This is a genomic window from Panacibacter microcysteis (assembly GCF_015831355.1).
Taxonomy (GTDB): domain Bacteria; phylum Bacteroidota; class Bacteroidia; order Chitinophagales; family Chitinophagaceae; genus Panacibacter; species Panacibacter microcysteis.
On sequence record NZ_JADWYR010000001.1, the window covers coordinates 865,992 to 891,224 of the forward strand.

The 25,233-nt window shown below is 42.6% G+C and carries 17 protein-coding genes; 4 read left to right on the forward strand and 13 right to left on the reverse strand.

Going from position 1 to position 25,233, the window contains the following annotated elements; genetic code table 11:
• Positions 1-19: 19 nt before the first annotated feature.
• From gldA to I5907_RS03570, 4 genes are all read right to left on the reverse strand, one after another.
• Positions 20-928 (reverse strand): gliding motility-associated ABC transporter ATP-binding subunit GldA, encoded by a 909-nt coding sequence (gldA, locus tag I5907_RS03555; RefSeq protein ID WP_196989349.1) that lies wholly within the window; start codon positions 926-928, stop codon positions 20-22.
• Between the two features lie 93 nt (positions 929-1,021).
• Positions 1,022-2,497 (reverse strand): Gfo/Idh/MocA family protein, encoded by a 1,476-nt coding sequence (locus I5907_RS03560; RefSeq protein WP_196989350.1) that lies wholly within the window; start codon positions 2,495-2,497, stop codon positions 1,022-1,024.
• Between the two features lie 425 nt (positions 2,498-2,922).
• The gene (locus I5907_RS03565; RefSeq protein WP_196989351.1) at positions 2,923-4,449 is read right to left on the reverse strand and encodes a GH3 family acyl-acid amido synthetase; all 1,527 of its coding nucleotides are present in this window, start codon (positions 4,447-4,449) and stop codon (positions 2,923-2,925) included.
• A gap of 113 nt (positions 4,450-4,562) precedes the next feature.
• The gene (locus I5907_RS03570; protein WP_196989352.1) at positions 4,563-5,825 is read right to left on the reverse strand and encodes a glycosyltransferase; all 1,263 of its coding nucleotides are present in this window, start codon (positions 5,823-5,825) and stop codon (positions 4,563-4,565) included.
• Between the two features lie 118 nt (positions 5,826-5,943).
• Between I5907_RS03570 and I5907_RS03575 the strand changes: the two genes are divergently transcribed.
• The 4 genes from I5907_RS03575 (at position 5,944) to I5907_RS03590 (ending at position 10,453) form a co-directional block, all read left to right on the forward strand.
• Positions 5,944-6,717: an inositol monophosphatase family protein gene (locus I5907_RS03575; RefSeq protein ID WP_196989353.1), complete on the forward strand. Its 774-nt coding sequence runs from the start codon at positions 5,944-5,946 to the stop codon at positions 6,715-6,717.
• Positions 6,718-6,861: 144 nt separating this feature from the next.
• On the forward strand, positions 6,862-7,893 hold the full coding sequence (gene thiL / locus I5907_RS03580; RefSeq protein WP_196989354.1) for a thiamine-phosphate kinase: 1,032 nt from the start codon (positions 6,862-6,864) through the stop codon (positions 7,891-7,893).
• 56 nt (positions 7,894-7,949) lie between these two features.
• Positions 7,950-9,491: a S41 family peptidase gene (locus I5907_RS03585; protein ID WP_196989355.1), complete on the forward strand. Its 1,542-nt coding sequence runs from the start codon at positions 7,950-7,952 to the stop codon at positions 9,489-9,491.
• Positions 9,492-9,658: 167 nt separating this feature from the next.
• Positions 9,659-10,453: an oxygenase MpaB family protein gene (locus tag I5907_RS03590; RefSeq protein WP_196989356.1), complete on the forward strand. Its 795-nt coding sequence runs from the start codon at positions 9,659-9,661 to the stop codon at positions 10,451-10,453.
• 7 nt (positions 10,454-10,460) lie between these two features.
• Here I5907_RS03590 and I5907_RS03595 read toward each other — a convergent pair whose 3' ends face one another.
• From I5907_RS03595 to I5907_RS03635, 9 genes are all read right to left on the reverse strand, one after another.
• Positions 10,461-11,444 carry a nucleoside hydrolase gene (locus I5907_RS03595; protein WP_196989357.1) on the reverse strand — a complete coding sequence of 328 codons (984 nt, stop codon included), beginning with the start codon at positions 11,442-11,444 and terminating at the stop codon, positions 10,461-10,463.
• Positions 11,445-11,615: 171 nt separating this feature from the next.
• Positions 11,616-13,886, reverse strand: coding sequence for a beta-glucosidase BglX (gene bglX, locus I5907_RS03600; RefSeq protein WP_196989358.1), 2,271 nt, complete (start codon positions 13,884-13,886; stop codon positions 11,616-11,618).
• A 281-nt stretch (positions 13,887-14,167) separates the two neighbouring features.
• Positions 14,168-14,827, reverse strand: coding sequence for a GDSL-type esterase/lipase family protein (locus tag I5907_RS03605; RefSeq protein ID WP_196989359.1), 660 nt, complete (start codon positions 14,825-14,827; stop codon positions 14,168-14,170).
• Between the two features lie 68 nt (positions 14,828-14,895).
• Positions 14,896-17,382, reverse strand: coding sequence for a glycoside hydrolase family 31 protein (locus I5907_RS03610; RefSeq protein WP_196989360.1), 2,487 nt, complete (start codon positions 17,380-17,382; stop codon positions 14,896-14,898).
• 13 nt (positions 17,383-17,395) lie between these two features.
• Positions 17,396-18,130 (reverse strand): PIG-L deacetylase family protein, encoded by a 735-nt coding sequence (locus tag I5907_RS03615; protein WP_196989361.1) that lies wholly within the window; start codon positions 18,128-18,130, stop codon positions 17,396-17,398.
• 4 nt (positions 18,131-18,134) lie between these two features.
• Positions 18,135-18,548 carry a DoxX family protein gene (locus I5907_RS03620; protein WP_196989362.1) on the reverse strand — a complete coding sequence of 138 codons (414 nt, stop codon included), beginning with the start codon at positions 18,546-18,548 and terminating at the stop codon, positions 18,135-18,137.
• A 15-nt stretch (positions 18,549-18,563) separates the two neighbouring features.
• Positions 18,564-19,937, reverse strand: a complete 1,374-nt coding sequence (locus I5907_RS03625; RefSeq protein WP_196989363.1) for a glucoamylase family protein — start codon at positions 19,935-19,937, stop codon at positions 18,564-18,566.
• Positions 19,938-20,197: 260 nt separating this feature from the next.
• A complete protein-coding gene (locus I5907_RS03630; RefSeq protein ID WP_196989364.1) occupies positions 20,198-21,883 on the reverse strand; it encodes a glucoamylase family protein in 1,686 nt (561 codons plus the stop codon).
• A gap of 64 nt (positions 21,884-21,947) precedes the next feature.
• Positions 21,948-25,232 (reverse strand): VCBS repeat-containing protein, encoded by a 3,285-nt coding sequence (locus tag I5907_RS03635; RefSeq protein WP_196989365.1) that lies wholly within the window; start codon positions 25,230-25,232, stop codon positions 21,948-21,950.
• Position 25,233: the final 1 nt, after the last annotated feature.

Consider the following 25,233-nt stretch of genomic DNA (forward strand, 5'->3'; position numbering starts at 1 on the left):
TTAAAAAAAAGATCCAGGATCAAGCAGTTTTTGTAAGGGATCGGAAGACTTCTTCGAGATTATTTTCGTCTGTGGTTAATGAAACAATATTAAGATTTTCTTTTAACGCCAGTTCAAGTAATTGTTTACGTGCATCAGCCGTGTTATTGGTTTGTAATATCCAAAACTGGTTATTGTCTTTGGTTGCTTTTATAACAGCCGGCAAACGAAGCAACCATGCTGCCTCCAGCGATTCTTTAAAACTAACTCTTACAACGTTTGTATCCCTGTTTTGTTGAAGAGCAGAAAGTTTATCATCAGCAACCAGTTCTCCTTTATTAATAATGATCACCCTGTCACAGATGGCCTGCACCTCCTGCATAATGTGAGACGAAAAGAGTACTGTTTTGTTGATGCCCTGGGTCTTTATTACATTTCTTATTTCGACTATCTGGTTGGGGTCGAGGCCCGTGGTGGGCTCATCCAGTATCAATACCTCGGGGTCATGTATCAGTGCTGCAGCAAGGCCTACCCGCTGTTTATATCCTTTGGAAAGCTGGCCGATTTTCTTATGTTTTTCAGGAACCAGTCCTACCAGCTCTACAACCTTGCCAACTGCTTCTTTGGTATTCCTCACGTTGTAGACACCTGCTACGAAAGAAAGATATTCTTTCACATACATATCATAATACAAAGGGTTTGATTCAGGCAGGTAACCTACTTTCCTTTTTGCCTCCAGCGGCTGGCGCGTTACATCGAGGTCACAAACAGTTGCCGCTCCTCCATCCTGCGCCAGGTAGCCGGTAATGATCTTCATGGTTGTACTTTTTCCTGCACCGTTTGGACCAAGAAAGCCAACAATCTCACCTCTGTTTATTGTGAATGAAATATTGTTTACAGCTTTTTGCGTACCGTAAGTCTTAACGAGGTTCTGTACAACAATAGACATGCGTCAAATATAAAATATTACGTTGGTATACAGTTATAAAAAAACCAGCATATCTTAAATTGATATGCTGGTTTTTTATTTTACAGAAAAAAATTATGCTCCGAGACCGAAACCGTCCCTGTAATTTTCCTTTACAAACTGGTTGGCTTCGTCAAAGTTTGTAATCTTCATGCTTTTACCATCCCATAACAGTTTTTTGCGTCCCATGTTTTCGTAACCATTGCCTTTCTTCGTGCGCAATTCGTAGCTACGTATTGCAAGGTTACCCATCAACACTGTTTCTGTAAGCGGGCCGGAATAATCAAATGATGAAGTAAGTGCTTTATGCTCTGCACTGCCGAAACCGGCTTTACAGGCTTTTGTCCATGAAAACTGGTGACCACTCTCAGGCATCTTCTGAATATCTGACGCAGGTCTTGTCTTCTGCATTTTTGTACCATCTTTCAGGTATATCTGCGGTGCCATACCATAGGTACCAAAAGTCATGATACCTTTTTCACCGATCAGCATACCTCCGTTTGCACTGCCTGGCTCTCCAATAAAGTCGTCTGCGGGTATCAGATCGGGGTGGAAAGGACGAATACCGCCATCCGACCAAACCATTTTCAGCGGCGAAGCGTTTTTGGCAGATGCAGGAAACTTGATTTCCACATGAGAAGAAGGAGGGCAACCTTCCGGAATATATTCAGGCTGCCAGTCTCTCACAAACACCTGCCCTACACTGCATTCCACTTCAGTAGGATAGCCGAGACCCAGCACACGGAATGCAGGATCTATCAGGTGACAACCCATATCTCCCAACGCGCCAGTACCAAAAGCCCACCAGCCTCTCCATTTAAACGGATGAAGCAGCGGGTGATAATCCATATATTTTGCACCACCAATCCAAAGTTCCCAATCTTCCTTGGTCATGGTAGATGGCAAAGCCGGTTTATCTGTAGGGAAAGGTATACCCTGAGGCCACACCGGTCTGTTCGTCCAGATGTAAGCTGTATCTACTTTACCTATTAAACCTTTGTCAAACCACTCTACAAGCTGGGAAGAACCATCGCTGGATGCGCCCTGGTTGCCCATTTGTGATACCACTTTATATTTACGTGCTGCTTCTGTAAGCATACGTGCTTCGTAAATACTGTGTGTCAATGGTTTTTGTACATATACGTGTTTGCCCAGCTGCATAGCTGCCATGGCAATGGGAGCATGCATATGATCCGGGGTGGAAACGGTAACAGCATCTATACTTTTACCCATTTCATCAAACATCTTCCGGTAATCATTGTACTTTTTAGCCTGCGGAAATTTATTGGCCGTATTCTTGGCATAGCCCCAATCCACATCGCAAAGTGCTACTACGTTCTCTGCACCATTGTTCCATGCATTGGCAATATCTGATGAACCTTTACCACCAACACCAATACCTGCCAGGTTAAGCTTATCACTTGGCGCAATAAAGCCCCGGCCCATTACATGCCTGGGAACGATGTAAAAACCTGCAGCGGCCGCAGTTGCATTACGAATAAATTTTCTACGAGAGCTTTCACTGTTGTTGCCTGATTGATTGCTTTTCATGAAAAAATCGTTAGGTTATAATTTAAATAGGTGATATGAAGCACTGAATTTATAGCAAACAGACTGGTTGAAAAAATTAATTAGTGTTTTTGGAAAAAAAATTGCACTTAATGGTATTATTAAACGTTGCATGGATTTTTGTGCGAACTGTTGTACTACTATCATCACCGGTTGTGTCACTCACTTATACTTTTACCACTATACGCAGCACTTAATTTAATAACAGTTTTATTGTAACAGTCGTGGGCTGCCTTCAGGCCTTTACATACACAGTTTAGCGATGCGGGTATCTGTACAGGGGCGCACAGGCCGTGTGGCGGGAAAGGTTCGCGTAACCTTCGCGTTAGCTCAGCAATGCTGCGTTAGCTGAAGAGTGCGACGCAACAGGTGATGCCATAAAAAACTGCAGCCGGGCTCAAAAAAAATTATACCAGTTCTCCTTTCAGGAATTTGTTCCAGTCTTCGAGCATACGGCCTTTCAGCACCCTGGGGAATTTATGCTGGCCACCAATTTTGCCTTTTAACCGCATGAATTCCATAAAGCGTTCTTCGTGCAAAACATCAAGAAAAATTTCTTTAAGGGCGCTCTTTCTTTCAACGGCATAGTCGTCGTTTAGTTCTTTTAGTTTGGCGTCTACGCGGAGGCGAAGTTCTTCGGAATTAACATTATCGTCACTTGCAATATACCAGTGATGAGCAAAGAAACTGCCGTGCGGTTTTCCTACTACCGTATATTCCGGGATAGAGATATTCAATTCTTCACTAACGCTCTGTATGGCTTTGTTCATGTTATCTACACTCAGGTGCTCACCAACAAGGCTGAGGAAATGCTTTGTACGACCGGTTATAACGATCTCGCAACGTTTTTTATCGGTAAACTTTATGGTATCTCCAATAAGATAGCGCCAGGTGCCGGCGCTGGTGCTTATAAGCAATGCATAGTCTTTTCCTTCTTCTACTTCATGTATCATGAATGTTTCAGGATTTTCGACCAGGTCTCCGTTATCATCAAAATTTTTATAGTCGAAAGGCACAAACTCCATAAATATATGTTCGTTTGTAACCAGCCGCATGCCTTTGGAATGCTGGCGATCCTGGTATGCGATAAAGCCTTCGCTGGCAAGGTATGTTTCTATATAAGTAATCGGTTTACCCAATAGTTTTTCAAAACCTTTCTTATAGGGCTCGAAGCTTACACCACCGTGTACAAAAAAGCCGAGGTGCGGCCATATGTCGTGAATGGTATTAAGATCATAGCGTTCGATGATCTTTTCCATACACATTTGTATCCAGGCAGGTACACCTACAACAAAACCAATATCCCACTCCGGGGCCTTTTCTACTATTTCTTCGATCTTTTTGTTCCAGTCTTTTTCCCTGGCTATTTTTCTGCCGGGCTTATAGAACGGCTGAAACCAGAAAGGCACTTTTTTGGCGGTGATGCCGCTGAGGTCGCCGGCATAATAACCGGCATTTTTTTGCAATGCTGTGCTGCCGCCAATCATAAGCCACCCTTTACCAATTGATCTTACAGGTATATCTGAATAATTTCTAAGCGAAAGCAATTGTTTGATCATTACAACGCGGTTACCGGAAAGCAGGTCGTTGGTAATGGGAATATATTTACTGGAAGCTTCGCTGGTACCACTGCTGAGCGCATAGTATTTTATTTTACCAGGCCAGCAGACATCGGGCACACCTTCGAGCGTGCGATGCCACCACTCATCGTAAATACTACTGTAATTGTAAATGGGAACAAGTTCCTGGAATTTTTTACCAAGATGCCGGCTCATGAGGATTTCATCGAAACGATATTTCTGACCGAACTCAGTAAATTTTGCCTTGCGCAATAATCTCTTCAACACACGCAACTGCTGCCTTCGGGGGTCATTTTGTGGCAAGCGGAGCGCTCTTGCGATGCTTATTGGTAACTGAATATCAAATAACGCCATGCGTTTGGAAAAATTTAATTGGCGAAACTACGTTAAAGCACGTATTAAATTTAAGTGATTTATTTTATGCGGTAAAAGTTAATTACCCACGGCGATCATTGCAACCTTTGTTATTACATTTTTTGCAGTGACTGATTGCCGGCATCGTAACTTATCTGTGATGATAATGTAAGCTTCTGCTGTGCCACCGGACTGTACACTATACCAGTGGATTTTTTGCCGGGACTGCCAACAATACTGCCTGTATGTTTGCCGTGCCACATATACCTGTTTTTTCCGGCAGCTTGTTTTATTGCTTCAACAGACAATGTATAAGAAAACGCTCCTATACAAAAGATAACTTCTGCGCCGGACACAGGATGAAAATCTTCCAGTTTTTCGATCATCACTGACCCTTTGAATGATTTCTGCAGTTTGTGCTTTAGCATGATCTTTTCCGCTTCTGCAGTTGCAGCATGATCGCCCACAAGGTAAATATTGCGTTTTACCTGCGGAGAACCCTTTGCCACTTCACCTGCAAGCGTTATAAACGGCGCTGCAACGGTACCAAGTATGGCTTTCAAAAAAATTCCTGAGCGCAGGAAAAGCTTTAGCGCCACGCTATTAATTCCTTTGTAATGCTTCCGCACAAAAACATGCATTGCATTATAAAAAACCTTATTGTGTTTTTTCCTGTCTGTTGCACTTTCTCCTTTAAAATGTATCATCTTAAGCGTACCGAGGTAATAGTTTTTGAACCCCTCCTGCAATATGCGGTAAGACAAATCAATATCTTCCCCATACATAAAAAAAGATTCATCAAAGCCACCCAGATGTTGCAAAAGGTTTCTGCGGCCCATTAAAAATGCACCGCTCAAAATATCTACCTGATGTATGGCTTCTTTGTCGAGACTGCCTAAAGCATATTTGTTAAAATGGCCGGAGCCCGCAAAGGCAGTGGCAAGGCCGCTGGTTTTATAGAAAGATACGAGGGGCGATGGAAAGGCTCTTTTACTTTCCGGCAAAAACCTGCCTGTGCCATCCAGCATCTGCACACCAACAGCACCGGCATCTTTTGTTGCATCGAGAAACGTTATACAACCGGTTAAAATATTTTCTGAAAGAATAGTATCCGGATTTAAAAACAATACATATTCTCCGCTGCATCTGGCAAGTGCTTTATTGTTTGCTTTTGCAAAACCATCGTTAACCTGGTTCTCCATGAACATTACCCACGGAAATTTTTCTTTCAGGTAGTTTACAGTATCATCCCCGGAACAATTGTCAACAACCCAGACCTCAGTGGCAATATGTTGCATTGCGGCTTCGATGGAAGAAAGACATTGCTCAAGAAAATACTTTACATTATAACTTACTATGATGATGGAAAGCTTCACTTAAAACAGCTAATGATATGGCAAGGTAATCATTTACAGTTTCATTACGGCAGATTACAAACGGTCTGCCCATCGTTCAACAGGTAAAAGCATTTCCCTATCTCACTTATCTTTGCGCATGCTCAAACAAACATTACTCAAAGCCACTGAAGCAGGCGCAAAAGTTTTACAGGAATATTTCAATGGTACATTTACCATTTCTCACAAGGACGGTATCAATAACCTTGTTACGGAAGCAGACCACGCTTCGGAAAAAGCCATTTTTGAGGTTATCAAAAGCAACTTCCCCCAACATTATATTCTTAGTGAAGAGACAGGCGAACTGGTGCAGGACTCTAATGTGAAATGGATCATTGACCCGATTGACGGAACCATCAACTTTGCGAACGGCATACCGATCTGCTGTGTATCTATTGGCATTGAGCAGGACGGCAAAATGATAATGGGAGCGGTCTATAACCCTTTTATGCATGAGTTTTTCTTTGCTGAGCGCGGTCTGGGCGCCACACTGAATGATAAAGCCATTCATGTAAGCGACAAAGACAATGTTGGTACCAGTTGCCTGGTTACCGGCTTTCCTTACACTTACCTAGATCAGCCAAATGGCCCGTTGCAGGTATTTGACCGGCTGATACGCGCCGGCATTCCGGTACGCAGGTTAGGCAGCGCTGCAATAGATCTTTGCTGGGTTGCCGCAGGAAGATTTGATGGCTTTTATGAGCATAAATTACAGGCATGGGATAGTGCTGCAGGATTCCTGATCGTGGAAGAAGCAGGTGGCAAGGTTACCGACCTGAAAGGGAATTATTATAATCCTTACCAGCCCGGCATTGTTGCTACCAATGGCAACATTCATGAAGAACTGATCAGGTGGATCGAAGGAAGCATGTAAACGATGCGGGGGCATGAAGCAGTAACGAAACATACTGCCAGGTATTTCAGCCTCTGATGAAATTGCACCGCATAACAATGCCAATACAGGTGCTTCCCGAAAACAAAAGATTGTACACCAGGTATATAAAATCTTTATTTCAAAATGACTGAAAGAACAGAAATAGCGAGCCTTGGAGAGTTTGGGCTTATCGATCACCTCACAAAAAATTTTGAGACACAACAGGCATCTACGATTGTAAGTGTGGGTGATGATGCCGCCGTAATTGACCATTTTGGTAAACAAACTGTAATAACTACAGACCTGCTACTGGAGGGCGTACATTTTGATCTGATGTACACACCACTAAAACACCTGGGCTACAAAAGCGTGGTTGTTAACCTGAGCGATGTATATGCAATGAATGCAACGCCTACACATATTACCATGAGCATTGGTATAAGCAACCGTTTTAGCGTAGAAGCATTAAACGAGTTTTATGAGGGCGTGTATGCTGCCTGTAATAAATACAATATTGATCTTATAGGTGGGGATACCTCTGCTTCGCAAAAAGGTTTTGTGATTTCCGTTACTGCTATTGGCGAAGTTACACCCAACCGATTTGTAAAACGCAGTACCGCTGCTAAGGGCGACCTTATTTGTGTAAGCGGTGATCTTGGTGGTGCATTTCTCGGCTTAACGTTACTCGAACGCGAAAAGAAGATCTATCTTGAAAATCCACAGATTCAGCCAGATCTTGAAAATGAAGATTACATCGTGGGGCGTTTATTAAAACCGGAAGCAAGAAGGGATATCATTGACTTTTTCGAAAAAAATAATATTGTACCCACTGCTATGATGGATGTAAGCGACGGCATAAGCAGCGAAGTGTTGCACCTGTGCAAACAAAGCAATCTCGGGTGCAACCTGTACGAAGAAAAGTTACCTGTTGCAGAAGCCTCAAAGAGTGCGGCTTTTAAGTTTGGCCTGGACCCCACCGTTTGCGCACTGAACGGCGGTGAAGATTATGAACTGATCTTTACCCTGAAACAGGATGACTACGATAAGATAACCCTTAATGAAGAAATATCCGTTATTGGTTATATGACAGACCTCGAAGAAGGCTGTAAATTTCATACCAAGGGTGGTAACACGTTTGATATTGCTGCACAAGGCTGGAATGCCTTCAACGCATAGAACAAGATACAACAAACCATAACCAGCCAGCGTTTTTGATGCCAAATGATCTGCAGATGAACGGAATGCGACGCAACAGGCGATGCCATGAAAAGCTACAGCCCGTAACCAATATCTTTTATTGTTGTTGCATTGCCTGCGTTGTATTACTCTTTACCGGCTGCGCTGCCTCTAAACGAGCCGCTTATAAACCTTCTGATAAAATTGCAGCAGCAAAACTGAAAGAAGATTTTTCGCTATTGAAAAAAATACTTGAAGCAAACCACCCGAGTCTTTACTGGTACACACCAAAAGACAGTGTAGACCACTATTTCAATGAAGCTTACGAAAGCATCAGAGATTCAATGACGGAATTCCGGTTCCGTAACAAAGTGGCGTGGTTTATTTCGAAGCTTAAATGCGGGCATACGTCTGTTCGCCCATCACAGGCATACAGTGATTACTATACAGTACATAAGCCGGCAAGATTTCCATTACTCATCAAAACGTGGAATGACAGTCTTGTGTATATAGGCAGCCTTAACAGGCAGGATACACTGCTCGACCGTGGCACCGTAATTACATCTATCGAGAACCTGCCTGCAAAGTTGTTGCTTGATTCCATGTTTCATTACATAAGTACCGATGGTGATGGCGATAATTTTAAAAGCCAGGCTATCAGTTTTAATTTTCCATTGTACTACAGTTTTGCATTTCCGCTGAAAGATTCTTTTGCCATTACCTATGTTGATTCGGGCATACAGCAAAGCGCATACGTTAAACTCAATAAACCGGTGATTGATACTGCAGGCCAAAAGAAACCGGCCAAAGATGCAGCGCCACGGCCAAACCGCAGGCAAATAAAACAAATGATCCTGCTTTCGAAGCGAAGCATGATCTTCGATACGGTGAGCAACCTGGCATATATGCGGCTAAACACCTTTAGCGGTGGCAGGCTGCGCAGTTTCTTCCGGCAAAGTTTCAAAGACCTTGCAGCCAACAATATTCAGAACCTTGTAATAGACCTGCGCGAAAACAGCGGCGGTAACATAAACCTGAGCATGCTGCTTACAAGATATCTGAAGCAGCAACCTTTTCATACTGCAGATACTGCCATCGCAGTTAACAGGCCTTTCAGTTATACAAAATACATTCACCCGGCATTGCCTTATAATATTGCCATGCGTTTTGCAACGGCAAAAAAAACCGATGGCAGGTATCATTTTGGGCAGCTTGAAAAACATGCCTACAAGCCATTTACCAGGCACCATTACGATCATCCGGTTTATATTGTCCAGGGCGGCTATACATTTTCTGCGGCAGCCATGTTTGTATTACAGTTAAAGGGCCAGCAAAACGTAACGGTGCTTGGTGAAGAAACCGGTGGGGGAAATTATGGCACGAGTGCTGTGCATTTGCCAGACATCGTTTTGCCCAACAGCAAGGTTCGTGTTGTATTACCACTGTATCGCCTGGTATTCGATACCACACAAACAAAAAATGGCAAAGGCATACAGCCGGATGTATATGTTCCACCTTCCTCTGAAGATATAAAAAACGGTGTTGACCCCAAGCTGAAAAAAGTAAAAGAACTCATTGAAGAAAGAAGAAAACAATAATGTACCCGGCGGCAGTATAACCATGCAACTTTGGTTGCGTCGCACTCTTGTACTGCAGTGCATTATTCAGCTGTTCCGGGTGCAACCCGCTATGGGTACAATAACATTTCCATAGTTTTTCTTTACTGCAATTCATTATACCTTTATGCAAATACAACCCAAACATTATGACGAGTGCAGCAATACAGGAGGATGCAGGAACCACTTACTTCGTTAACGAACATTCCATTGTAAGAACTATATGGGGCAAGGCAGATACGGTGCTGTTTATTTTTGCAGGCTCAGCAGCAGAGTTTGCCCTTAATAAAGCGGTAGACTGGTTATACTTTACCGGCAAACTGCCCGCTGACCCACTGGGCAGATTATTTTCTACCGTTTCTTATGCCAGGGCCATTGTATTTGCAAAAAACAATGATGCACTAAAAGCCATCGATAAAATAACCGGCATACACAGTGCTGTTGAAAACGCCAGGGGCGCACAAATTCCTGACTGGGCATACAGGGATGTATTGTTCATGCTCATCGATTACTCTATCCGCTCTTTCGAAATACTGGAAAGAAAACTTACACAACAGGAAAAAGAAGAAGTGTTTGCAGTATTTTATCGCATTGGAGACAGAATGGGTTTAAAAGGATTGCCGCCAACATTCAATGTATGGCTTACCATGCGTGTGCAGCATCTCGATCAAAACCTCGTAAATGGCCACTACACAAAAGACCTGTTTAAGCAATACCGCAAACACCTCGGCGCTTTGCGTTATTTTATTCTTATTGAAGTACAAAAAATGATTGTTCCGGAACGTGTAAAAACATTATTGCGTTTTGGTAACCTGCAGATCATTTACCCTGTACTGGCTATGTATAAATTCAGCAGGCATCTTAAAATGGATTGGTTCCTCAAATCTATTTTATTGCCCGGGCAATATAAACAGCAGGTAAAAGAACTTGATTATACAAAATAGCTACGCATTACTTCTTTACCGGCTGGTGCATCATCAGCTCTTCTATAACTTTTGCTATTACTTCAGGCTTTTCCCGGAAAGTGAGGTAGGTGATCCTTTCGCCAGGTACCAGTATATTTTTACCATCATCCTGTACGGCAAAGTTTAGTTGCTTACTGCCAAAGTATGGCGCTATACCTCGCACAGCCACAAGTACTGCTGTTTCATCCCAACTGTTTCGGCCAAGTGTATTATTATCTTTCGTAAGCGCCACCCTGAAAGCATCTTTTACCGGGCTGTTCTGAATATTGTTGTTATTGATCAGTGTTATACCGGTAAGAATTTTCTCTCCTATCTCAAAGCCGCTCATAATCCACGGCGTGGGCCATTCTGCAAATACAACCTGCGATGCTTTTGTATCCACTTCTACGTTAAACTCATACCCATTGTGTTTTGTATCATCCAATCTCGCTGCCATAGAAACAAGCTGCTTTACTTTCTGTATAATAAGCTCTTTGCCATTCAGGGCTGAAAACTCATCCGGGCCGGACTTTAACAACGCGGCAAGATTTGTAAAAAATCCAACGGTAACAACCGTAACACTTTTATCGGGTTGTTTGGCCAGCAACCGGCGGTAAAGCTTAACCGCATCTTCTGCCGCTTCATTGCTTTTTACATTATGCGGGTATTTTGCATTGATCGCTTCTGCCCACTGCTGTGAGCAATCCTTATCCGGGAAATTTCCTTTGGTAACGCCAATGGGAATGTCGGGCCTGTTGAAATAAGTATTCAGCACACTCAATGTTGGAACCGTTGTTTTGAATGTATTACACGAAACAGTGGCAAGTATAGTGGCTTCCCCTTTATCAGCAAATGCATGCAGCATAGCCATTGCACCAACATCGTCGTAGTCCGGTGCAATATCCGAATCAAAAATTACTGCTACTGGTTTTTGCGCATTGGCAACAATGGTCATTAGCAGCAAACACAAACAGGTAAAAGTTTTTTTCATACAGCAATATTTTTGGCAAACGTTGAATGCTTTTTTACCGCCAAGAAAGTTAAGTAATTAAACGCAAAAGACTGTACCGCCAGGAGCGGCCGTACAACCATCAATAAAAAGCAGGCAACAACTGTTGCCTGCCCTTACCAAACTAACTGCTGATTTATGAGAATAATCCAGCTATTTAACCCAGTTGATCTTTGCACTTTTAAGATCACTGGAGTTTGTACCGATATGGATAACAAAATCGCCACTCTCCCAATCATACTTCAGGTTATTGTTGTAGAACTTTAACTGCTCCGGCGTTATGGTAAAGTCAACTTCCCTGCTTTCCCCTGGCTGCAATAATATTTTCTGAAAGCCTTTTAAATCTTTTACCGCCCGTGTTACAGATGCAACCACGTCTGTTATGTACAACTGTACTACTTCTTCACCTGCATATTTCCCGGTATTGGTAAGTGTTACCGAAGCTTTTAATGATTCACTGCCCTTCAGTTTTTCCTTGCTTACTTTTACCTCACTGTAAGCAAATGTTGTATAGCTTAGTCCATAACCAAAAGGAAATAAAGGATCATTACTAATATCAAGATAATTGGATTTGAATTTAGCAAAGTCTTCGTTGTTGTAAGGCCTGCCCGTATGCTTGTGATTATAATACAAGGGTATTTGCCCTACATGCTGCGGAAAAGTTGTGGTAAGCTTTCCCGAAGGATTATAATTTCCGAACAGTACATCTGCAATAGCATTACCACCCTCGGTGCCACCAAACCATACATCGAGTATAGCGTTTATATGTTGGGTTTCCCATGTAAGCGTCATTGGCCTGCCGTTGAAAAGTACCATTACAACCGGTTTGCCTGTTGTAGCCAAGGCTTTCAACAGGTTAAGCTGGCTTTCGGGCAAACCTATATCGCTGCGGCTGCTTGCTTCGCCGGTCATGTCGGCGGCTTCACCCACTACTGCTACCACTACATCTGCATTGTTTGCAGCCTCAACCGCCTCTTTGATCATTACTTCAGGAGAACGCTTATCTGTTTCAATCTCGTCAGGCGGAAAAACGTTGGTACGTTTTACCAGCATCGGGTCATCTGAAATATTTGCACCTTTTGCGTATATAATGGCTGCATCCGGCGCCACATTTTTTATTCCCTCTATAACGGTTACGGCTTTGGTAAAGTCGCCGGCCACACTCCAGGTGCCCAACATATTTCTCCGGCTGTCTGCCAGTGGCCCTACAACGGCAATAGTCCCGGATTTTTTTAGTGGTAAAACCTGGGCGTTGTTCTTCAGCAGTACAAATGAATGCGCGGCTATTTCCCGTGCAGCCTTTCTTGTTTCTGCAGTAAGAATTTCTTTTGCAGGTCTTGTATCGTCCATAAAACGGTAAGGATCATCAAACAGGCCCAGCTTATATTTTGCTTCGAGAATTCTTCTGCATGCATCATCAATTTGCTTTTGTGTAACCTTGCCCTCTTTCAACGATTGCTTCAGTGTTGTTAAAAAGCCTTCTGCAACCATGTCCATATCAAGCCCGGCATTAAGTGCCAGTGCAGATACTGTTTTCAGATCTCCCAGGCCATGGTTGCTCATTTCACTTACAGATGTGTAATCACTTACCACCAAGCCTTTAAAACCCCATTGTTTACGCAGTAAATCTGTAAGCAGCCATTTATTGCCTGTTGCCGGTACTGCATCAATATCATTAAAAGAACTCATTACACTGCCCACGCCGGCATCCACAGCGGCTTTGTATGGGGGCAGGTAATATTCATACATTTTTATCTTACTCATATCTACACTGTTGTAATCCCTGCCGGCTTCTGCAGCACCATAGAGTGCAAAATGTTTTACACAAGCCATCAGCCTGTCTGCAGAAGTGTAGTCTTTGCCCTGGTAACCCCGTACCATTGCTTTTGCTATTTCTCCGCCAAGGTATTGGTCCTCTCCTGAGCCTTCAGAAATCCTTCCCCAGCGTGGGTCCCGCGCTATATCTACCATTGGGCTAAATGCCCAGCAAAGGCCGTCTGCCGTAGCTTCTGTTGCTGCAATACGTGCACTGCGTTCTATCAATGCAATATCCCAACTGCAGGATAAACCAAGCGGAATAGGGAACACTGTTTTATGGCCATGTATTACATCAAGGCCAAAGAAAAGCGGGATCTTAAGCCTTGAGTTTTTTACAGCAATCTCCTGCGCCTGTCTCACCTTCTCAGGCCCGGTAATACCAAACAATCCACCCACATATCCTTTGCGGATATTTTCATCTACGCCCTTGCTTACAACAGAACCGGTAACAGCACCGCCGGGTGTAACCAGGTTTAGCTGACCAATCTTTTCTTCAATGGTCATCCTGCTCATCAGGTTGTTGATGAACGTGTTCATCTTTGCATCCTGCTGTGCATATGAGTAAAAAGTAACTAGTGTAAATAAAGCAGCGATCAACCTTTTCATTGTATTCGTTTTGGTTGTTATTGTTTAAGCAGTTGCATTACTATTGGGCTGTTGTTGTGTCACTCACTGCATCGTTCTGTTCGCTGTGCAGCAGTTCCAAAACACAAGCAGCGTTTGTATTGTACAGTCTATACGTTTGCACATAATACCATTACCAGTTGGCTTTTGCTGCGCTGATGCACCCGGAGCTGTTGCCTGCTGCTATACAGTACAAGTGAGTGACACAACAGGCGATGCCATGAAAAACCACTGCTGGTACCATCATCATTTTCAGTGTTCACTTACTTCACAAGATATGGTTCAATTGCCTGCTGCCATATTGCATAGCCCTTCGCGTTCATGTGCAGCCTGTCTTCTATAAAAATATCAGGCATCGGGTTTCCGTCTGCCGCAAGCATTTTTGAATACACGTCTATAAAAGCCGCAGCTTTTTTAGCGCCAAGAAAATTTTTGATGAGGTTGTTTGCGTCTACCACTACAGGCCTGAATTTATCGCGGCTTGGGCTTGGCTTGATGGATACAAATGCAATGGGCACTGTGTCCCACACGCTTCTCACTATTTCAAACAAGGTTATAAAACGGTTGGCAACTGTTTGTGCAGAAACCGTGTCTACATATGCAATATCATTTTCCCCACAATAGATAACAATTTGTTTTGGGTGATATGGAAAGATGACATCATCGGCATACATGATAACATCCAATAACCGTGAACCACCAAAACCCCTGTTAATGATCTTGTGTGCAGGAAAATATTGCTGTATATCGGTCCATTTTGTAAAGGATGAGCTACCCACAAAAAGTATTTCGTTTTGTGCCGGCGGCTGTATGCTGTCTGTATGCCTGAACTTGTTTATTTCATCAGCAAATGGCAAAGCCTGCGCGTACGAAAAACAGCCGGTAAAAAGTAAACAAATAAAGAGGATAAAACGTACTGGCATGGCAATCTTTTTATATGTGTCGGCAAGACGCAATAAAGTTAGCCGTTTTTTTTCCGTGTACCTGTTCATTACCACAGAATATTTATGTTGTTGCCGGTATGCTGTATCGTAACAGTCCTGATCGTTTTTTTATTCACTGCCTCCTGCAGGCTTTTGTAGTAACCTTTGTCGTATATGTCGCCAAGATTATCAAGCGGGTCCAGTAATGCATGGCCATTATTTAGCACGCTTTGCTGAGAACCATTGACAGTAAGGCTTTGCAGGTTGTCATCAAAACCATGCAGCAGTAACTGAATGTAATTAAAGTGACTTTTATACGCGCCGCGCTTTGCTGCAATGGTTATCTGCCGTGCAGCAGGATGAAAAGAGATATCTCTCTGGTAATACATTTCCTTTTTGTAATCAAGCGAAGTACCGTCATCTTCATAATAAGTATAGGTGTTATCGACCTGGCCATTATATACATGCAGAAATAGCGTATCGGTAGGTTTATCTTTTGTTGACTGCACAATGCCCTGTACAGGTATAATAGCTGAAGCCTTTATAAACAGCGGCAATTTATAGCCTGGGCAATCTGTATTTACTACCTGTGCACCGGCAATTTTGTTATCTGTAAACAGATCATACCAATCGCCCTGTGGCAGGTACACCTGTTTGGATTTTTCGTTGCTTGTAAGCGGTGCCACCAACATATCCTGTCCAAATAAAAACTGGTATTGATAGCTGTTCTGGTAAATATTGGCATCGAAAGGATAATTGATGGCGAGGCTCCGGTGAAGCGGTATTCCATTCTTTGATGCAGTGTACATGGCACTGTATATGTACGGCATTAGCCGGTAGCGGAAATTAATATAGGTTTTAGAAATGGCTTCTGCTTCCTCCCCATAAGCCCATGGCTCATTGGCAGTGCCAAAAAACTCGCGGTGATTGCGGCAGTAAGGAGAAAAAACGCCCGCTTCTATCCAGCGTATGTAGAGGTTTTTTGAACCATCTCCAATATATCCGCCCACATCGTAACCTACAAAAGGCAGCCCAGATAAACCAAGCTGGTTATTGAGCAATATGCTGTTCAGCAGGCCTTCATCTGTAGCAAGGTTATCACCGCTCCACAACGCGGAATAACGCTGCACACCTGCAAAACCGGAACGCGTTAATATGAAAGGACGTTGATTGCCGAGATTATTTACTGCAGCTTCATAACTGCTCCTGGCCATCTGAAAACCGTATACATTTTTTGCTTCGGCTGTAGTTGCTTTATGACCATCGAAATCGAAAACGAGATCCTCCGGCAAATAGCTGTTGGCGGTGGCCGGCTCATTCATATCGTTCCAGTAACCTTTAATACCATTGGTCTTCATCCATTGCATTTTGCTGATCCACCATTGCCGCGCTTTTGGATCTGTATAATCCGGCAGGTGAACTTTTAAAGGCGCGATCTCTGTTTGAAAAGGCAGGCCATCCGTGGTTTTGATAAAGATGTTTTGCCGGATGCCATCTGTATAAGAATCGTAGGTGCTGTCTATATGCACCCCGGGATACACTGATGCAGTAAGTTCTATATGCATTTTGGCAAGCTGCGCCGCAAGGCCCGGCATATCAGGAAAGCGTTCTGTATTGGTACGAAAGGGTTCATAACCCAATTGGTAATCTGCATCCAGCACGATGCCATCGAGCGGTATTTGCCTGCGCCTGAATGTTTCTGCTATCCACATTACCTGGTCCTGGGGATAATATGTACAGCGGCTTTGCTGGTAACCCAGGCTCCACAAAGGCGGCATTTGCATGCGGCCGGTAAGAGACGTGTAATGTTCTACTACCCTTGCCACAGACGTATCGTACAAAAAGAAATAATCCATTTCACCACCATCGAAAGTTACAGAGGTGTATGGCGTAGATGAGCCAAAATTAAAAAATGCCTTATGGCTGTTGTTGAAAAACAAGCCATACACTTCTTTTTGATGAATACCCATGTAAAAAGGAATACTGCTGTACATCGGCACACGCGGATCTGCATATTTGTAGTTGTCTGTATTGTTGAGTGTAACGCCTGTACCACGCCTGTCTATATTCCCCAATGCTTCGCCCAGGCCTATAAAACGTTCATCACTGATAAGTTTTTTGAATGCGGTTACTTTATTGCCACTGAAACTTACTGCACCATTTTGCGCTTCATCTTCATTGATGATTTTACCGTTTTTGTTTCTGAATACAAAAGCCAGCCCGGGTGTTTTCTTTATCTCCAGTTCTATAACTGCAGTTGACAAAATGATACTGTTTCCTTTTTCAGTAACCACCACATTTGTGTAAACCGGTATTTCGTTTGTTACAAGCGCATAAGAGAAGTTGCGAAACGATTTTTCTTTTGACACCCGTACACGTACAATGTTGTTGTTATATACATGTACATCGAATATTGCATTGGTTGTTTTACCGGATATACTTCCGGGAGATTTTTTAAAAGCAGTTATTGCGCCCGCCTGGAATATTTGCGCACTTGTTTCAACTGCAAGAAAAAGTAAAACGATAGAAATGGCTTGTCGCAGGTAACTTTTCATTGAACACTGGTTATTATTTCAAAACTTTATCAACTTTATTGCTTCGGCCACCCATGCCAGAAGCATTTTTTGCTTCTACATAGGCTTCTGCAAGGGGTGCATCTGCTTCATATCCTCTTACTGTTGCAAGTGTTTCATACATATGATACCACTGCTCCGGTTTTTGGGAAGCATGTTGCATAAGAGCCTGTTTTTTCAATGCCGCAACATTGGTTATATCTACATAATCTGTTGGAACAAAACTGAAAGTTTTAGTATGCGGTTCATTGATGGTTTCAAAAAAATAAAGATTGAAAGAAAACGCTTTATGTTGAAATACCCGCCATGCCAGCAGGCCGGTGGCCTGGTGATCCGGATGCACATCCATTGGCCACGGAGCCAATACAACAGCGGGCTGCAGGGCCTTAATAAAGGCGGTAAGCTTTGCAGTTGTATTTGTATCTACCGCCAGCCATGCATCGTGGCCACCAAAAAATTCTACCCGTGTATGTAAGACAGCAGCAGCCTTTTTTGCTTCTTCCATCCGCAATGCTTTTGCCGCCGCTGTTGTTTTATCAGCCACACCAAATTCACCGCCGGTCATTGTAAGAATGATCACGCTGTCGCCCGCTGCTATTGCGTTTGCCATTAGTCCACCACACGATGCTTCCGCATCATCAGGGTGAGGCGTTATAACCAATATTTTTCTCTGTGCATTTGCCGTGCAAAATGCAAATAGCAGCAATGCGTACAGCATAGATTTAATCATGTGTTTACTTTTTAAAAATTCTTTTATCAATACTCCATTTTACCGGACCGGTAAAAAAGAAAACCAAAGCCAGCAGTGCAAACAAAAAGGGATGCTGGTCTTCATAATAAAATTTTCCGGCGCCAATTTTAAAGCAGATAAACAGCATTACCACTGCCATAAACAAAGCAGCAATGCGTGTAAATAAACCCAGGGCCAGGCATACACCTGTTACAAACTCCATTCCTTTGCCGATGTACATCATGGTTTCCGGGGCAGGCAAAGATTTTATAATATCCCACTCCATATAAGGCAACATTTTAGCGCGGTCGAAAACCTCCAGGCCATGATATGCCATAAGCAGCCCGGTAATGATACGCAGGAATGCGAGTCCATTTTCCTGCCACAGTGGTTTTGGTGATAATAATATATTGGCCATAAAACGTGAATTGAATTATTGTATATAAGGGCTTTCGAACCCCAGCTTTTTTAAGCCGGCCTGCACTTCGGGACAACTCATAAACAGCTTCCACAACAGGCCGCTGCGGTAATTTTCTATCATCACAACTTCCGGTCCTTTGTCTATTGACAAATACCAGGGCTTACACCATTTTTTGTCTTCGCTGAAAGCATCGTAATAACCGTACTTTCCAAGAATCACTTTGCGCAGGCTGTCGTTCGTATACCAATGCTTTAATGCAGCCATAGATTCTTTTGGTGTATAAGGAAACGACGATATTGCGGCAGTAGGTGAAATAACGCCCAGGTCGTTTTCCATATTTGGTGCGTGGGCTGCATAAAAATTTACAGAATAACTGGCGGTTAAACCCCAACTGCTATCGCTGTAACCTTTGAAGTGTTTTGGATTATCTACACACCACTGGTAGTTGATTCTTGCAAGACTGTTAAGTTCTTTACCATAGTCTGCGTAGCGGTCCTTTAAGCCATTCGGGTTGAGCCCAACAAAAGAATAATGCGCCCAAAACAACGGTCCTCCATGTGGCGGATTGCCCTGGTAGCGCAGGTGCAGTGTGTCGTTTTTATAAAATGTTGTTTTGTTGATAGCACCATGCTCTGCCCAGCCTTCGTGGTATACTGCTGCAGGTATTGTATGCGTGGGCGATGATGCAGCAAGTACATACATGATCATGCACTCATTAAATCCACGCACCGGGAAATTCATTTGCCATGCATAGTTGGGGCTCCAGTGCCAGAACAATACATTTTTATCGCCGTTGCGGTACCAGTCAAATTCAACCTCTTTCCACAGCTTATCTATTCTTGCAGCAATTTTCTGCTCTGCCTCAGTGCCATCTTTAAAATACTGGCGCACACAAAGCAAACCCTGGAAAAGGAAAGAAGTTTCCACCAGGTCACCACCATTGTCTTTTTGGCCAAAAGGTTTTACGTGCCCGTCCTCTCCGTTTATCCAATGCGGAAATGCGCCATGAAAGCGATCTGCCTTTTCGAGAAAGTTGAGTATTTGCTCAAATCTTTTTACCCCAGCCTGCCGGGTTATATAACCACGTTCTATACCTGCAAGCAGGGCCATTACACCAAAGCCACTACCGCCTGTTGCCACAATACGCGGATCTTTATCAGGGTAATCTCCATCCATATGTATGCGCTCCGGTGCCAGGCCGCTGGCGGGTTCTGCCCCATCCCAAAAGAATTGAAATGAGCGTTGTTCTATGCTATCCAGCAAGGCACTGTCGCTGAGGTTTGCAGGCAACCCGGCAACGTAAGAGGCTGTTTGCCGGGATGTTTTTTGTGCACATGCAGTAAGCGGCGCAAGCACAAGAGCTACAAAGACGGGTGATATTTTCATTTCATTTATTTTAGTCAGCAATAGAATTGTATATTTTTTATTATGAACCCGGCTACAGAACTGCTATTAAACTTCTGTTGCGTCGCACTCTTGTACTGTAACAAATTGCTCGGCAATTACGCACTGCCACAGTTGCCATAAAAAACCGAACGTACAAGTGAGTGACACAACAGGCGATGCCATGAAAGACTGTTGCTGGAAAACATCTATTACGGCATACTACAATTTTTAAAGCACGCGCTTATTATTGACCCTTAGAGTTATAGATAGGGACTTTGAAAACCCAGTTTTTTCATACCTGTCTTTATCTCGGCACAACTCATCAATAAATTCCATAGCAAACCTGTTTTGTAATTTTCAATCATGATGATCATTGGGCCCTGGTCTATAGCAAGGTATGAATCTGCAAACCAAGGCTCACTTAAATTAAACGCGTCTATAAAGCCATATTCACCCCAAAGTTTATCACCCATTGTATAGTAAAAAAACCTCAACGCATTCATAGCTTCTGCTGGTGCGTAAGGCAGCGACGATACAGCTGCAGTTGGAGAAATTGTTCCATTATCATTACCTGGTGCATGGGCATTGTAGCCATTTTTTTCATCGCTTGCAGTAAGACCCCAACAAGCAGTTCCGTAACCGTTATGCCGCGCTGGATTGGTTACGCAATAGCTGTAGTTGATTTTTGTATGCGCCACCTGCTGAGCCCAGTAGCTGGCATAGGCATCTGATAAACTATTGGGATTGATACCTAAAAAAGAATAATGTGCAAAGAATAAGGGGCCACCCATAGCAGGACCCAAAGGGAGCTGGATGCCGTAATAATTATTACCGTTTTTTATTCCACCATTTGCAGCCCATCCGTTGTCATATACTGCTTTTGAAATTGGTGAAGTATTTGAAGCGGCGGCGAGTGCATACACGATGAGTGCTTCATTCCAGCCGGTGATCTTCATGTTCATATCCCAGTTGTAGTCCGGGCTCCAATGCCAGTACAACACATCCTGGTTATTTTGCTGAAACCATTGCCATTCCACTGCATTCCACAGGATGTTTATATCTGCGCGCAACGATGTTTCTTCACTACTGCCCAAAGCAAAATATTGCCTTGCACACAACAAACCCTGCATTAGATAAGCTGTCTCAACAAGGTCTGCGCCATTGTCTTTTGGACTAAAGGGTACAGTTGCACCGGTTGATCCATTTACCCAATGTGCAAAAGCGCCATGATAAGCAATACAGTTATTTTTATAAAAACTTACAATTTTATGAATACGCTGTAGTGCATCTGCACGTGATATAAAATTGTGTTCTACAGCTACCAGCATGCTCATTATTCCAAAGCCTGTACCACCTGTTGTACATACATCTCCGGAACTATTACGCTCTCTTGAAAGACCGCTTACCGGATGACCAAAATCCCAGAAATATTTGAAGGTTTGTTTTTGAACAGCTTCAAGCAATGCATCGTCTGTTATCCGTGTATACTTATCAGTGGAATCTATTGTGGTTATAAAACTAGCCACTCCGGCAGATTTTAATGTTCCTCCGTCTTTTGCTTTTAGTGTAACGCCTACAGTAGCCTGGTATCTGGTAATGAAATCAAGAGGCTGAGAAGGTGTTATTATTACAACGCTGTCACTGTTTTCATAAGCAGTATTATACGTAACTGTTGTGCCGGAAATTGAGTTAACCGCAATAGCGCCTGCGACAGAGTTTTTATCTACGGGTTTACCAAAAGTAAATCGGATGCGGGGATTTATTGGTATTGTATATAGAGTGCCAGACGCAACGCCTGTTTCATTAATCATTGTACTCTTAAGCAAAAAAGCAGACGGTGGATCTGGTAACGGAGGTTCAGGATCTGGCGATGTTGATTTACTGCAACTGATGGCGGTAATAAAAGTAATAACGAGAACGTATGCTAATTTGCCGGATGCTGTCATTTATTGATTTATTATATGGAAGCAATATTGAAACAGTGTGCCTGGAACTTATTGCCGCTATGATTTATTGATTGATTTTTATAAACTGCATGGGTTCATTGTTTCCCGCAATTATCAGCGTTTTTACAGAATCTTTCACCCCCAGCCTGATCCATTTTAAATCTCGGGCTTCTATACGCAATTCAGAGATAGTTTCATCTATTTTAAAGTTTCCGCCCGGTTTATTATAAGAAAAAAAGGTTGGAAACAATGCATCGTACCTGCCTTCATAAGGAATAGTTCCATAAAAATTGCCTGCAGCTATGAAGCCATTCTTCGTTTTATTAAATGCCATAACAGGTGCAAGTTGTAAGCCATCCGGCAGATCAGTTCTTTTAAAATTTCCGTTACCATCGTTTATAAAACAGGATGAACTTAATGTTTCTGCTGTAAGTTCTGTATAGTCCTTGAAAAGATCGAAAAACATATACTGCACATCTTTACCAGCTACTTCATCGTATTTGAGGTACGCTTTTTTAAGCACGGGCATCGCTCTTTCCAATTCATCTTTGGCAAGAAAGGTATATTGCTTTCCGTCAATCGTATAACATAATACCTGGTCTACAGATCCATTTTTATCAAAATCCTTAACGTATAATTTTACCGGGCCGTTTTTGCCTGACCATAATTTGGTATTGTGGCCCCAGTTACCGGCCAGTACATCTGTAAAACCGTCACCATTTACATCAGTTGTAAAAACTGTTTGCCATAAGCCTGTTGAAGTTTCAATACTGGTTTCTTTGAATGTTCCGTGTGCATTGATAAACACTTTGAGAGGCATCCATTCGCCTGTAATGATTATGTCCGGCCACGTGTCGTTATTTACATCCGTGAAAGATGCTGCTGTAACCATACCGATATTAGAGAGGTTAATGCCAGACTTTGCCACGGTAAATTTTCCTGTGCCATCATTCATGAACATGTATGATGTTTGCGGCATTCCGTATTGTGTAATATTTGACAGCACGCCAACAAAAACATCCTTATCTCCATCTTTATCAATATCGGCTACGCTAATGCATGACTTATTGGTGTATACCGGAGATATCGCATTTCCAGATAAACTAAAATTTCCTTTACCATCATTTATAAACAACCTGTCAGCATACGCCATACTATTGGTAGACGGTTCATTGCCACCGCTTACCACCCACAGGTCTGTAAATCCATCACCATTTGCATCAAAGAAAGCTGCATCTACATCTTCGCACATTGCATACCTGCTGAATAATACTGTGTCATGATTATAAAACCGGCCATCACCTTTTTGAATTTGTAATGTACCAGTTTGATCCCTGGCTCCACAAACATAAAAATCCTGCAAACCGTCATTATTCACGTCTCCTACTGCTACTTTCGGCCCCCGGGTACTTTGAGCATGCGGAATAAGATATTGCACATTGAAATCGAAAAAATCATTTTCCCTGTGTTGCCATTTAAGGTCAATTTTATTACTGATATTTTGAATAGTGATGTTCTGCTTTGGCGGGAAAGAAAAATTGAAATCAAAACTATCCCTTGCGTTTTTCTGAAGAATTTTTAGCCCGGTGTTCGTCTTAACATCTCTTATTATTTCGTATCGTTGATCAGGCCAAACAATCAGCGCACTATCAATTTTGTCTGCATCATTTAATCCAAAATGCAATCTGGTATCGCAAGACGATTGAAAGCCTCTTGTAAGCATAAGTTGCTGGTATTGCAGTCCGTCAGCTGTAAAAAGATAAGCTTTTGCCCCAATACCAAATTTATTGGCGCTATCCCCTTCAAAAGAAATTGATAAGTAATTTTTTTTGACCGATGTATTTTTGAGTATTACAGCTGGCGCATTGATCGCATTGATCACCATATCCAGGTCTCCGTCATTATCAAGATCAGCATAAGCAGCACCGTTATAATAGCCATGCATATCTCCTGTTCCCCAATTTTTGCTTACATCACTGAATGCAAGTTTGCCATCACCCTTAAAGAAAAATGGATGTGATGCTCCGTCTGGCATGGCATCAATAGCATCTTCATCAAACTTATCTGTTTGGTCCATGCCCTTATTCTTAAGATCGGATGCAAATTTTACATAGTCCAGATCAACCGGCCGTTTTACGATGCCGCTTGAAATAAAAAGATCTTTATTACCATCATTGTCAAAATCAGCAAACAACGGGCACCAGCTCCAGTCGGTTGCCGGAATATTCGCAATAAGGGCAACATCACTAAAACTTATACCATTGCCATTATTCAGTTGAAGACAATTACGTGAATATTGCTGCTGGTATCCATTTGCGGTTAGTTTTGCTTTGTATATATCCGCGTTCTCGTCGCTACCGTATGTTTTAAGGTGTTTTTCCTGCGGGGGAAGCATATCAACTGTTACAACATCCAGTTGCCCGTCGTTATTGTAATCAGCAATGTCATTTCCCATACTAAACCTGCTGTAATGCGCAAAATGATCAGCCCCTTCTTCTCTAAAAGTTCCGTTTCGTTGATTTACGTAGTAGTAATCATTTTCATGAAAATCATTTCCGATGTAAATGTCTTCCCATCCATCGTTATTAATATCTGCAACCGATATACCAAGCCCATATCCCAGGTTACTTTGAGATATGCCGGCAACAATGCTTACTTCTGTAAATCTTTTATCTGCTTTGTTCAGGTCATTCCTGTACAGTCTGTCGCCTGAAAGACTATCATAGGTGTTTCGCTTCGATGTATCTGTAATATTTGCATGAGGATGATGAGACTGGTTTAGGATATAGCAATCCAGGTCTCCATCATGATCGTAATCAAAAAAAACAGATTGCGAAGTAAAGCAGGCTGTACTTAGTCCATACTCAGCAGAGCGTTCTGTAAACGTTGCATTACCATTGTTAATGTACAATTCATTATGCCCTCTTAAATTGTATTTACCACTTACCGTAGATACGTAAATATCAAGAAGACCATCCCCATTTACATCGGCCATCGTTGCCCCGGAACACCAATCGGAAACACCTTTCACGCCAGCTTTTTCCGTTATATCCTCAAACTGAAAATTTCCCTTATTGATATACAATTTATTGTTTCCCAAACTGTTTGCCGTAAAATAAATATCTGGTAAGTTATCATTATTGATATCGCCTATCGCTACACCGCCACCATTGTAATAATACAGGTAGTACAATATGCTGAAAAGATGTTTTTTTTCAAGCCTGTTTTCAAATGTAATGTTGGTCTGCGGGGAAGATAATGATTCGAAAAGCGTAGCTTCTTTATTGTTACACCCCGTAAAACAATAAACCAATAACAGCGCACAGATATTCTTACAGGAAACAGGCATG